The following is a 12873-nucleotide window of genomic DNA, read 5'->3' as shown; positions in this document are numbered from 1 at the left end:
CTTCGAACGAGTGCGTTGCGTGCGCCAAGCATGGTTCTTGGCAACTATTTTCGAGCGTCCGGTCGTAAAACCCCTCTTTTTCACGTAAGCGTCACAGCGCATTCGTAGCCTTACGCCGCCCTGGCTTTCCGGATCGGCAGGGTACCCAAAGCCGCAAGCGCTCCCAAGCCCCATAGCGGCAAAAAAACAAAAAGCGACTCGACGACGGTGGACGCTAAGCGCTGCGCGCCACATAGCCGAGCAGGGCGCTCACGGCTTGGGCCTCGCGGCGCACGGCGCGAGCGTTCGGCCCCTCGGGTGTCGCGTCGAAGCCGCCCGTGGCGCCCAGCACCGTGAGCGCGCCGCACAGCTTGCCGGTGTGATCGAAGAGCGGCGCCGAAACGGCGCTGATGCCCTTGAGATTCGTATCGCGCACGCTTGCGCAGCGCGCCGCCTGCACGTCGCGGCGCAGCGTGCCGATCGGGTCGCTCGCGCTCAGTTGCGCGCGCAACGAAGCGTCGGCGTGCGCGAGTTCTTCCTCGGCTTGCGCGAGCACGCGCGTGTCGTCGAGCAGGCCGAGGAAGACGCGGCCCGTGGACGACCATAGCAGCGACATCACCGACCCCACCCGCACGTTGACCGTCACGGGCAGCCCCGGCTCCTCGAAACGGATGATCGTGGGCCCCTTGTTGCCCATCACCGCGACGAACGACGTCACTTCGAGCGTCTCGCGCAGGCGCACGAGCGCAGGCTCCGCAATGCGCACCGGATCGGCCTGACGCATGGCGGCCACGCCGATCATCATCGCCTCGACGCCGAGCCGATACTGCTGGGTGGCGGTGTCCTGCGCGACGAGACCTTCCTCGATCAGGCTCACGAGATAGCGATGCACCTTCGCGGGACTCTCTTCCACGCAGGCCGCGAGACCCGAGAGGCTCGCACGGCCGCCCAGGCGCGCGAGCCCCTTCAGCACGGCCATGCCGGTTTGCGCGGACTGCACGCGCTGGCGGCGTTCGCGCGGTGCGGCGGCTTTCGTTTCTCGCGCGACTTTTGGGGCCGCCACTGTGGTGGCTGCTGCGGCCTCGGCGGCTTTGGCCGCGGGGCGGCGGGGAGTGGTTTTCCTGCTTTCCATGCTGGGCGGGGACGGACGTTCGGTTGGGTTCACGCGGGATTTTAGGGCGCATAGGCGCAGTACAGTGCCTGCCATGCTTGCACGTTAACCCCTATCTCACGATTACGCAATGCGTACTAGAGTTACGCAAAACGTAATTCATGCAGGATGCAGGAGAGGCATATGAGCGAGACATCTTCCCAGTCAGCGGGCCGCTGCCCGTTCCCCCACGCAACGGGCGAGGCGCGAGACACCGCGCCGCGCTGCCCGGTTAGCGCCAATGCCGCGGCATTCGACCCGTTCAGCGACGGCTACCAGCAGGACCCGCCCGAGTACGTGCGCTGGGCGCGCGAGCAGGAGCCCGTGTTCTACAGCCCGCAGCTTGGCTACTGGGTGGTCACGCGCTACGCCGACATCAAGGCGATCTTCCGCGACAACCTCACGTTTTCGCCCTCTATCGCGCTCGAAAAGATCACGCCCACGGGCCCCGAGGCGAACGCGGTACTGGCGTCGTACGGCTACGCCATGAACCGCACGCTCGTGAACGAAGACGAGCCTGCGCACATGCCGCGCCGCCGCGTGCTGATGGAGCCGTTCACGCCCGAACATCTGAAGCACCACGAACCGATGGTGCGGCGCCTCACGCGCGAGTACGTGGATCGTTTCATCGACGCAGGCCGCGCCGATCTCGTCGACGAGATGCTCTGGGAAGTGCCGCTCACCGTCGCGCTGCACTTTCTCGGCGTGCCTGAAGAGGACATGGACCTGCTGCGCAAGTACTCGATCGCGCACACGGTCAATACGTGGGGCCGCCCTCGCCCAGAAGAGCAGGTCGAAGTCGCGCACGCGGTGGGCAACTTCTGGCAGTTCGCGGGCAAGGTGCTCGACAAGATGCGCCAGCACCCGGACGGCCCGGGCTGGATGCAGTACGGCATTCGCAAGCAGAAGGACCATCCGGAAGTCGTCACGGACTCCTATCTGCATTCGATGATGATGGCGGGCATCGTGGCCGCGCACGAAACCACGGCCAATGCCACGGCCAACGCGATGAAGCTGCTGCTGCAGCACCCGAATGCGTGGCGCGAGATCTGTGAGGACCCGAGCCTCATTCCGAACGCCGTGGAAGAGTGCCTGCGTCACAACGGGTCGGTTGCGGCCTGGCGGCGCCTCGCGACGAAGGACGTGCAGATTGGCGGCATCGACATTCCGGCGGGCTCGAAGCTGCTCATCGTGACGTCCTCCGCGAATCACGACGAACGCCATTTTGCGGACGCCGACCTGTTCGACATTCGTCGCGACAACGCAAGCGATCACGTCACGTTCGGCTATGGCTCGCACCAGTGCATGGGCAAGAACCTCGCGCGCATGGAGATGCAGATCTTCCTCGAAGAGTTCACGCGCCGCTTGCCGCACATGCGTCTGGCCGAGCAAAGCTTCACCTACGTACCCAACACGTCGTTCCGGGGTCCTGAGCATTTGTATGTGGAATGGGACCCCGCGCAGAACCCGGAACGCACGAATGCGGCGCTGCTCCGCGCGCACGTTCCGGTACGCATTGGCGAGCCTTCTGCGCATGCGCTTTCGCGGCCCGTGGTGGTCGAGCGTGTGGACGCCGTGGCCGAAGGCATCGTCCGCTTGCGTCTCGTCGCGCCCGACGGCGGCGCGCTGCCGCGCTGGGCGCCGGGAGCGCATATCGACGTGGAATGCGGCGACACCGGCATCTCACGCCAGTACTCCCTGTGCTCGGACCCCGCCGAAACGCGTGCATTCGAGATCGCCGTGCTGCGCGAAACGCAAAGCCGCGGCGGTTCGGCCTGGGTGCACGACACGCTGCGCACGGGTATGCGCCTGAAGATCCGCGGCCCGCGTAATCACTTCCGGCTCGACGAGGAAGGGCGTCGCGCGATCTTCATTGCCGGCGGTATCGGCATCACGCCGGTGAGCGCCATGGCGCGCCGCGCGCGCGAACTGGGCATCGACTATGAATTGCACTACAGCGGACGCTCGCGCAAGACGATGGCGCTTGCCGACGAACTCGCGCAACTGCATGGCGAACGTCTGCATATGCACGTATCGGAAGAGGGCACACGCAACGATTTCGCCGCGCTGCGCGTCGACGAACAGACGCGCGTGTACGCCTGTGGCCCCGCACGCATGCTCGAAGCGCTCGAAGCCTGCAGCGAGGCGTGGCCCGAAGACGCGCTGCGCGTGGAGCACTTCGCCGCGACCGGCGGCAAGCTCGACCCCGCGCAGGAACAGGCGTTCGAAGTCGAGTTGAAAGACTCGGGGCTCGTGCTGAACGTGGGCGCGGACCAGACCGTGCTCGACTCGCTGCGCCGCGCGAACATCGACGTGCAAAGCGACTGCGAAGAAGGCTTGTGCGGCTCGTGCGAGGTCCGCGTGCTGGCGGGCGAGATCGATCACCGCGACGTGGTACTCACGCGCGCCGAACGCGACACGCAATCGCGCATGATGACCTGCTGCTCGCGCGCGAAAAGCGGGCGGCTGGTACTCGAACTCTAGTCGCCGCAGCGCGATCGAGACCATAAAACAAGCATTGGAGACACAACATGAACAAGGCGGTGGAGGTCACCGGCATCATCGACGAAAGCCGGTTCGGGCCGTATCAGTTGCTCGTGGTCACGCTGTGCGCGCTATGCCTCGTCATGGACGGGTTCGACGTCCAGGCGATGGGATATGTGGCGCCGGTCGTGATCCGCGAGTGGGGCATTGCGAAGGAAACGCTCTCGCCGGTGTTCGGCGCGGGCCTCTTCGGCATGCTGGTGGGCTCGCTCACCTTCAGCACGCTCGCCGACAAGATCGGCCGCCGCCCGGTGCTGATCGGCGCGACGCTGTTCTTTTCCGCGTGCATGGTCGCCACGGGCTTCGCGCATTCCATTGCGGAACTGGTGGCCTGGCGCTTCGTCGCGGGTCTGGGCCTTGGCTGCATCATGCCGAACGCGATGGCGCTCGCGGGCGAGTACAGCCCGCGCCGCATGCGCGTCACGCTCATGATGATCGTTTCGTGCGGCTTTACGCTCGGTGGCGTGCTGGGCGGCCTCATCACCGCTGCGCTGATTCCAGCGTTCGGCTGGCGCGCCGTGTTCTTCGTGGGCGGGGCGATTCCGCTCGTGCTCGGCGTGCTGATGTGGCTCGCGCTGCCCGAGTCGATCCAGTTCCTGCTGTTTCGCAATCGCGGCGCGCAAACCGAGGCGCGTGTGCGCCGCAATCTGTTGCGTGTGGCGCCCGCCCTGCATCTGCCCACGGGCGCGCAGTTCACGACCACGGAAACGCGCTCGCGCGGCGTGCCGTTCGTCGAGCTGTTCAAGGAAGGGCGCGCAAGAGTGACCATGCTTTTGTGGGTGGTGAACTTCGCGAATCTGCTCGCCATGTATTTCCTCTCGAACTGGTTGCCGACCGTGATCCGCGACGCCGGCTATTCGACGCAGACCGCCGTATTCGCAGGCACGGCGCTGTGGGGCGGCGGCGTGATCGGCACGCTGCTGCTCGGGCGCATCATCGACCTGGCGGGCTTTACGCGCGTGCTCGGCACGACGTTCCTGATCGCCATCGTCTCGACGGCGGCAATCGGCAATCCGGCCGTGATGGTCTCGGTGGCCGCGATGTTCGTCGCGATCTTTATCACCGGCTTTACGATCATCGGCGGGCAGCCGGCGCTCAACGCGCTCGCCGCGACCTACTATCCGACCTCGCTGCGCTCGACCGGCATCGGCTGGAGCCTCGGCGTGGGCCGTATCGGCTCGGTCGTCGGCCCGGTGCTCGGCGGCGCGCTTCTGCACCTGCAATGGTCGTCCTCGTCGCTCTTTATCGCGGCTGCCGTGCCGGCCTGCGTCTCGCTCGCGGGCATCGTGGCGATTCATCGGGCGAATAGCGCTTCCAGGGGCACGATGGGAGGCGAGCGTGCGGCGGCGCAGATGGAGTGACTGGCGGCAGCGCCTGCGTCTGGCGGCGCTCGCAGCCGCTAGGCGCCCGCACGGACATGGCGGCGACGGCGCGTGGACTGCGCCCGCAAGGCTGTGCACGGAGCGCGCCGGCGCGAGCGCCCGCAGGCGCTTCGCCCGCATCACCAGCGAGGGGTGAACGCCCGGCCATCGGGGTCAACTCCGACTTCTCGGCAGACGAATGCCGGCTTTCTCGAAAACGAATTGTTGGCAGGCCGCGCCTGAACCACACTGATACCTGTCGCGATGCGGCGTGCCACGGCGCGCCGTACGCAGTCAAAGAGCAACGACGGGAGGTGACAGTGGTGAGGCGAGCGGCGCGCAAGATCAGCGATATCGCGCGGCACTGGGCGGAGGTGTCGCCCGAGGCGATGGCGATACGCGAAGAAGCAAAGGTGACGAGCTTCGGGCAGCTCTGGAGCGACGTTGAGCAGGCGCAGCGGTTTTTGCGCGAGCAGGGCGTGGACGTGGGCGACCGCGTGCTGATCGTGGCCGAAAATTGTTCGGCCGTGGTGACGCTGCTGTTCGCGCTTTCGGAAATCGGCGCGTGGCCGGCTGTCGTCAACGCGCGGCTTTCGGAGCGCGAGATCGAGACGATCCGCGCGCATTGCGGGCCGCGTCTCATGTTGTTTACGCACGGCGCGTCGCCCGACGCGCTGCGTCATGGCGTGCGTTATCGCGCGCGCGAAATCGCTCCGGCCGGACTCGGGCCGCTGATGATGGCCGCACAGGACACTACCGCCGCGCGCGAGCCGGAAGCGCTCGCGCACGAAGTGGCGGTGCTCATCTATACGTCGGGCACGACGGGCCAGCCCAAGGGGGTGATGGCCACGCATCGCGGCTTGCTGCATTTCGCGCATGTCTCGGCCACCTCGCGCGACATGACGCAGGCCGATTGCGCCTACGCGGTCATGCCGATGTCGCATATCTTCGGCCTCGCCACGTTGCTGCTCGCCACGTTCGAAGCGGGCGCGAGCCTGCATCTCGCGGCGCGCTTTTCGGCGGAAGAGGTCGTGAAGGCGCTTGGCGCCTCCGAAATTTCCATTCTTCAGGGCGTGCCAACGCTCTTCACGCGCATCGTCGCTTATGTGCGCGAGCACGGCGGCGCGGTGCATGCGCCGCGTCTGCGCTACCTCTATACGGGCGGCGGTCCGCTCGACCCCACGCTCAAGCAGCAGGTCGAAACGCTCTTCGGCATGCCGCTGCATCACGGCTATGGCATGACCGAGTACGCGGGCTCGCTCTTCATCACGCGCATGGACCGTCCGCGCAAGGATGTGTCCTCGGGTGAGATCGTCGAGGGTGCGGAGCTGCGCGTGGTCGGACCCGACGGCCACGATGTGCCGCGCGGCGAGCCGGGCGAGCTGTGGGTGCGCGGCCCCGGCGTCATGCGTGGCTACTATCGCGAGCCGGGCCTGACCGCCGAAGTGCTCGACGCGCAAGGCTGGCTCAAGACCGGCGACCTCGGGCGGCTCGATGCCGACGGCGCGCTCTTCATCGTGGGCCGCTCGAAGGATCTGATCATCCGCTCGGGCTTCAACGTCTATCCGATCGAGGTCGAGTCGGTCATCAATACCTACGAGGCGGTGCGCCAGAGCGCTGTGGTGGGGCGGCGCGACGCCGAAGGCAACGAGGAAGTCGTGGCCTTCGTGGAAGCGAAGGAGGGCGCGACGATCGACGCCGCCGATCTCGCCCACTACCTGAGCGAGCGGCTTTCGGCTTACAAGCGTCCCTCGGAGATCGTGACCATCGACATGATTCCGACCACGGCGAGCGGCAAGCTGCAAAAGCAGCCGCTGCGCGAAATGGCCAAACGCGCCGTGCGCACTCGCTGAGCATTCCCGATTATTTCTCTCTCACCGGGCGGCGCCGTGCCGCCCGATCAACGATTGCAGGGCATACACCATGATTCGCGACCAGGAAACGATGAACGTTCTGCTCGACAACGTCGCGCGCTTCGTGCGCGAGCGTCTCGTGCCGAACGAGGAGCGCGTAGCGGAAACGGATGAGATTCCGGCCGATATCGTCGACGATATGAAGGCCATGGGCCTCTTTGGCCTGACCATTCCGGAGCAGTACGGCGGGCTCGATCTCACGATGGAAGAAGAAGTGCTCGTGATGCTCGAGCTGGGCAAGACCTCGCCCGCATTTCGCTCGATCATCGGCACGACGGTGGGCATCGGCTCGCAGGGCATCGTGATCGACGGCACCGAGGAGCAAAAGGCCCGCTGGCTGCCGAAGCTTGCGAGCGGCGAGATCATTGCGAGCTTCGCGCTCACAGAGCCGGGCGCGGGCTCGGACGCCGCATCCATCAAGACGCGTGCCGAGCGGCGCGGCGATCACTACGTGGTGAACGGCACCAAGCGTTTCATCACGAACGCGCCGCAGGCCGGCATGTTCACGCTGATGGCGCGCACCAATCCCGACGAGCCGCGCGCGGGCGGCATCACCTCGTTCATCGTTGACGCGAAAACGCCCGGCATCAGCTTCGGCAAACGCGACAAGAAGATGGGGCAGCGCGGCGCGCATACCTGCGACGTGATCTTCGAAGACGTGAAGGTGCCGGCGGAAAACATCATCGGCGGCAAGGAAGGCCTGGGCTTCAAGACGGCGATGAAGGTGCTCGACAAGGGGCGCATCCATATCGCGGCGATTTGCGTGGGCGTGGCGCAGCGCATGCTCGACGACGCGCTGCGCTACGCAATGGAGCGCGAGCAGTTCGGCGAGAAGATCGCCGAATTCCAGCTCGTGCAGGCCATGCTTGCGGATAGCCAGACCGAACTCTATGCGGCGCGCTGCATGGTGCTCGACGCCGCGCGCCGTCGCGACGCAGGCCAGAACGTGAGTACGGAAGCGGCGTGTGCGAAGCTGTTCGCATCGGAAATGTGCGGGCGTGTGGCAGACCGCGCGGTGCAGATCTTCGGTGGCGCGGGCTATATGTCCGACTATGGCATCGAGCGCTTTTACCGCGATGTGCGCATTTTCCGCATCTACGAAGGCACGAGCCAGATCCAGCAGATCGTCATCGCGCGCAACATGATTCGCGCGGCTGGCGGGCGGTAAGCAAGAGGCAGCGGCGCGCAGCACGCGCGCCGCTTGATGGGTTTATTCGGGCTTATTCGAGCCGGCCGATGCCGTCGGCCACGAGCAGATCGACGAGCTTGCGCGCGAACAGCGGCAGCGCGTCGCGATCGGCCATGCAGATCTGCAGCTTGCGCACGGCCCATTCGTCGGTGAGCGGCACGATCTTCAGCGACATGGTTTGCGCGTGGCGGCGCGCCGTGCCCTCGGGCAGCACGCCAATGCCGATGTTCGCCTCGATCATGCGGCACGCGGCTTCGAAATTGCCGATCTGGATACGCCAGCGTATCGTGCGCTGCAAATCCGACGACGCACGTTTGAGGAACGAGAAAATCGCGCTTTCCTCGGGCGGCCCGATGAAGTCGTAGTCGAGCGTATCGGCAAATGCCATTTCGCTCGCTTGCGAAAGCGGGTGGCTCAGCGCCGTGACGAGCACGAGGCGGTCGCGCCGGTACGGCAGCACCTGCAAGCCCTCGGTGCGCACATTGCCGGCCACGATGCCGATATCGATCGTGCCGTCCTGCACGGCGCGTACGATGTCGGGCGAAAGACGCTCGTGAATATCCACGTACACGTCGGGATGGTTGATGAGGTAGGTGCGCAGCACGGCGGGCAGGAACTCGCTCATTGCCGTGGTGTTCGCGAACACGCGCACATGGCCCTTCACGCCCTGCGAGTACTCCTGCAGGTCTCCGGTGAGTTGCTCGAGCTGCTTGAGCACGCGGCGCGCGTGCGCGAGCAACGTCTCGCCGGGCCCGGTTAGCGTGACCCCCTGGCTCGTGCGGCTCAAGAGCTTCACGCCCACCTGTTCTTCGAGATTCTTGATACGCGTGCTGGCCGCGGGCAGCGAGAGGTGCGCGCGTTCCGCGCCGCGGGTGAGGCTGCTCGCCTCAGCTACGTGGGTGAAGAGCTTCAGGTCGACGAGATCGAAATGCATGGGTTGACTTGCCGTGACTCCAGTTCCTGCGGGTTTTCCTGCCTGCGTCTGCCTGCCCGTTCGTTCGAGAAGACACGGGGCACGAGCGGACTCTGAGCATTATTGCGCCGCAGCGCAATGCACGCCATTAGCGATAGTACGGGTTAATCCTGGCCGAAACGGGCGTTCGGCATATCCAAATTGTGCACCCGTACCCGATGCGTCAAGCTGCAACACGAACGGCACAGCTTGCCGCATAACGATTCAAATCGAATGAATGCCCGGCGCAAAGCGGGCTGGAGGAGCGAAAACGATGACGACGCAACGAATGCTGGACGGTAAGGTCGTGGTGGTGACGGGCTCGGGCGGAGGCATTGGCCGCGATATCGCGCTCATGATGGCGCGCCATGGCGCAAAAGTCGTGGTGAACGACGTGGGCGCTTCGCTTACCGGCGAGGGCCATAACGACGGTCCCGCGCAGGCCGTGGTGAACGAGATCAAGTCTTTCGACGGCCAGGCCACCGCGAACACCGACAGCGTGGCCGACGCCGCCGGCGCCGCACGCATCGTGCAGAACGCGCTGGACGTGTTTGGCCGTATCGACTGCGTGGTCAACAACGCGGGTATTTTGCGCGACCGCTTCTTCCACAAGATGAGCGAAGAAGAGTGGGACGCCGTGCTGAAGGTTCACCTCTACGGCTCGTACTATGTCTCGCGCGCAGCCGCCGACCACTTCAAGGAACAGCGTAGCGGGGCGTTCGTGCATATGACGTCCACGTCCGGCCTGATCGGCAACCTTGCGCAGGCCAACTACAGCGCGGCGAAGCTCGGCATTGCGGGCCTTTCGAAATCCATCGCGCTCGATCTGGAAAAGTTCGGTGTGCGCTCGAACTGCATTGCGCCGTTCGCGTGGAGCCGCATGATCAACTCGATCAAGATCGATTCGCCGGAGCAGGAAGCGCGCGTTGCAAAGATCAAGCAGATGACGCCCGCGAAGATCGCGCCGCTTGCCGTCTACCTCGCGAGCGAGCAGGCCGCCGATGTGACGGGCCAGATTTTCGCGGTCCGCAACAACGAAATCTTCCTGATGAGCCAGCCGCGGCCCGTGCGTTCAGTGCATCGCGGCGAGGGCTGGACGCCGGAGACGATTGCCGAGCATGCCATGCCGGCGCTGCGCAAGTCGTTCCACACGCTCGACGTGTCGGCCGACGTCTTTAGCTGGGACCCCGTCTGATGATGCGCGGCCCGCGCGCGGCGCGCCAGGTCGATGCCGCACAGCTCGATTTCGCGCAGTACGTGCGTCCGGGCGACACGGTTGCGTGGGGCCAGTGCGGCGCGGAGCCGTGCACGCTCACCGCGCTGCTGATGTCGCAGCGCATGGCAATCGGCGGCCGGTTTCGCGTGTTCGTGGGCGCTTCGTGGTCCGAAACGCTCGATCCCGCGTTTGCCGACTGTATCGACTTCATGGCCTATGGCGCATCGGGTACGAACCGTCGGCTCGAACGCGAGGGCGTGCTCGACATCCTGCCGTGTCACTACTCGCAGTTTCGGAGTGTGCTGACTAGCGGGCCGAATCGCATTGACGTGTTGCTGCTGCAAGTCGCTCCAGCGGACGAAGCGGGCTGCTATAGCCTCTCGATTGCGCATGAGTATCTCGTGCCATTGATCGACAGTGCGCGCGTGGTGATTGCGGAGGTGAATGCGGCGGCGCCCTGGACTTACGGCGAGCGCAGGTTGCGAGCCGAAGACTTCGACGCGCTGATCCACACCGACCGCGCGCCGCTGGAAGCGCCGGCTACACAGGCTGGCGACACCGAGCGGCACATCGCACAGCATGCGGCCTCGCTGATCGAAGACGGCGCCACGATCCAGTTCGGGCTAGGCGCGCTGCCCGAGGCTATCGTCGCGCAGTTGCACGATCGTCGCGACCTGGGCGTGCATAGCGGGACCATCGGCGACGCTGTGGTCGACCTGATCGAAGCGGGGGTGGTGACGAATGCCCGCAAGTCGCGCGACCGAGGCGTGAGCGTGGCCGGCACGATGATGGGCACGCGCAAGGTCTACGCGCATGCGCACCGCAATGCGCAGATTCAGTTCCGCTCCACGGCCTATACACACGACATCGACGTGCTCGGCAGCCTCGATCGGTTCGTGGCGATCAACTCCGCGCTCGAAGTCGATTTGACGGGGCAGGTCAATGCGGAGGCGGCCGGCGGCCGCTATGTGGGCGCCGTGGGCGGGGCGCTCGATTTCATGCGCGGCGCGGCGCGCTCGGCCGGTGGCGTCGCGATCGTTGCGCTCGCCGCGAGCACGCGGCATGGGAGCCGCATCGTCGCGCGTCTTTCCGGGCCGGTCAGCACGCCGCGCAGCGATGCGGCGGTGATCGTCACCGAGCACGGCGTGGCGGACCTGCGCGGGCTTACGCTCGCGCAGCGCGCCCAGCGCATGCTCGCCATCGCACCACCCGAGTGGCGGGAACAATTGGCCGCAGAGCACCACGCGCGACGGGACACGCTCGCGGCGTGATGCTGCGAAGGTGCCCGGCGAAGCAGCAGACGATCAGACAACATGAAAAGGAATCCGAAATGAGAAGAGCAGCGATAGTCGCGCCGGTGCGCACGCCCGTGGGCACGTTCGGCGGCAGCCTGCGCCCCGTTTCAGTAGAAACGCTCGCGGCCACCGTGTTGCGCGAAACCATCGCGCGCAGTGGCGTGGACCCGGCGCGCATCGAAGACGTGGTCTTCGCGCAATCGTACGCGAACAGCGAAACGCCCTGCATCGGCCGCTGGGCCGCGCTCGAAGCGGGGTTGCCGGTGCAGGTGCCCGGCATGCAGCTCGACCGCCGTTGCGGCGGCGGGCTGCAGGCGGTCGTGACCGCCGCGATGATGGTGCAGAGCGGCGCGGCCGACGTGGTCGTGGCCGGTGGCGTGGAGAGCATGAGCAATATCGAGTACTACACGACCGATATGCGTTGGGGCGCGCGCGCCGGTTCGGTGAAGATGCACGACCGTCTCGAGCGCGGCCGCGAACGCTCGCAACCCGAGGCGCGCTTCGGCTACATCTCGGGAATGATCGAAACGGCCGAGAACCTCGCTAAAGAATATGGCATCACGCGCGAGGAAGCGGACGCGTACGCGGTGCGCAGCCATCAGCGCGCGGCGGCGGCATGGGAAGCGGGCCGCTTCGACGAGGAAGTGGTGGCGGTAACGGTGCCGCAACGCAAGGGCGACCCGGTACGGTTCGCGCGCGACGAAGGCGTGCGCGCCGACGCGACCGAGGCATCGCTCGCCAAGCTCAAGCCGCTCATGAAAGGCGGCACGGTGACGGCGGGCAACGCGAGCCAGCAAAACGACGCTGCGGCCGCGTGCCTGATCGTCGCCGAAGATCAGCTCGACAAACTGGGCCTCACGCCGCTGGGCTATCTGACCGGATGGGCGGCCACGGGATGCGAGCCTGCGACGATGGGCATCGGCCCGGTGCCCGCGGTGCAAAAGCTGCTGCAAAAGACCGGGATCACATTCGATCAACTCGATCTCGTCGAACTGAACGAGGCCTTCGCGTGCCAGGTGCTCGCGGTACTCAAGGGCTGGGGCTGGCACGACGAATCGCGGTTGAACGTGAACGGCTCGGGCATTTCGCTCGGTCACCCGATCGGCGCGACCGGCGTGCGCATGTTGACTACGTTGCTCCATGAACTGCAGCGCCGCAAGGGCCGCTACGGCCTCGAAACGATGTGCGTGGGCGGCGGGCAGGGGATTGCGGCGATCTTTGATCGCGCGGCTTGAGTACGAAAGATTCGCATCCCTACTGAACATAAAAAGGAG

General features: G+C 65.9%; 9 protein-coding genes. 7 read left to right on the top strand and 2 right to left on the bottom strand.

The features are described from left to right. Positions 1-214: 214 nt before the first annotated feature. Entirely contained in the window at positions 215-1042 is an 828-nt protein-coding gene (locus U5A58_RS18930) for an IclR family transcriptional regulator (protein ID WP_321962603.1), read from the bottom strand. Positions 1043-1273: 231 nt separating this feature from the next. Here U5A58_RS18930 and U5A58_RS18925 point away from each other — a divergent pair, with 231 nt between their 5' ends. The 4 genes from U5A58_RS18925 (at position 1274) to U5A58_RS18910 (ending at position 8115) form a co-directional block, all read left to right on the top strand. Then, positions 1274-3613 carry a cytochrome P450/oxidoreductase gene (locus U5A58_RS18925; RefSeq protein WP_321962602.1) on the top strand — a complete coding sequence of 780 codons (2340 nt, stop codon included), beginning with the start codon at positions 1274-1276 and terminating at the stop codon, positions 3611-3613. A 47-nt stretch (positions 3614-3660) separates the two neighbouring features. Then, positions 3661-5034 carry an MFS transporter gene (locus tag U5A58_RS18920; RefSeq protein ID WP_321962601.1) on the top strand — a complete coding sequence of 458 codons (1374 nt, stop codon included), beginning with the start codon at positions 3661-3663 and terminating at the stop codon, positions 5032-5034. Between the two features lie 320 nt (positions 5035-5354). Then, positions 5355-6887: a class I adenylate-forming enzyme family protein gene (locus tag U5A58_RS18915; RefSeq protein WP_321962600.1), complete on the top strand. Its 1533-nt coding sequence runs from the start codon at positions 5355-5357 to the stop codon at positions 6885-6887. Positions 6888-6957: 70 nt separating this feature from the next. Next, a complete protein-coding gene (locus U5A58_RS18910; protein ID WP_321962599.1) occupies positions 6958-8115 on the top strand; it encodes an acyl-CoA dehydrogenase family protein in 1158 nt (385 codons plus the stop codon). Positions 8116-8167: 52 nt separating this feature from the next. Here the strand turns inward: U5A58_RS18910 and U5A58_RS18905 are convergent, their stop codons facing one another. Further along, positions 8168-9070: a LysR substrate-binding domain-containing protein gene (locus U5A58_RS18905; protein ID WP_321912329.1), complete on the bottom strand. Its 903-nt coding sequence runs from the start codon at positions 9068-9070 to the stop codon at positions 8168-8170. A gap of 307 nt (positions 9071-9377) precedes the next feature. Between U5A58_RS18905 and U5A58_RS18900 the strand changes: the two genes are divergently transcribed. From U5A58_RS18900 to U5A58_RS18890, 3 genes are read left to right on the top strand one after another with little or no spacing between them, the layout of a single operon-like run. Further along, positions 9378-10283 (top strand): SDR family NAD(P)-dependent oxidoreductase, encoded by a 906-nt coding sequence (locus U5A58_RS18900; RefSeq protein ID WP_254356156.1) that lies wholly within the window; start codon positions 9378-9380, stop codon positions 10281-10283. 2 nt (positions 10284-10285) lie between these two features. After that, on the top strand, positions 10286-11575 hold the full coding sequence (locus U5A58_RS18895; protein WP_415774260.1) for an acetyl-CoA hydrolase/transferase family protein: 1290 nt from the start codon (positions 10286-10288) through the stop codon (positions 11573-11575). Between the two features lie 59 nt (positions 11576-11634). Then, a complete protein-coding gene (locus U5A58_RS18890) occupies positions 11635-12834 on the top strand; it encodes an acetyl-CoA C-acetyltransferase (RefSeq protein WP_321962597.1) in 1200 nt (399 codons plus the stop codon). The last annotated feature ends 39 nt before the right edge of the window (positions 12835-12873 follow it).

It is taken from the genome of Paraburkholderia sp. J7 (assembly GCF_905220155.1).
GTDB lineage: Bacteria > Pseudomonadota > Gammaproteobacteria > Burkholderiales > Burkholderiaceae > Paraburkholderia.
Note: the sequence above shows the minus strand (reverse complement) of the source record. Positions and strands in the feature narration are given on the sequence as shown.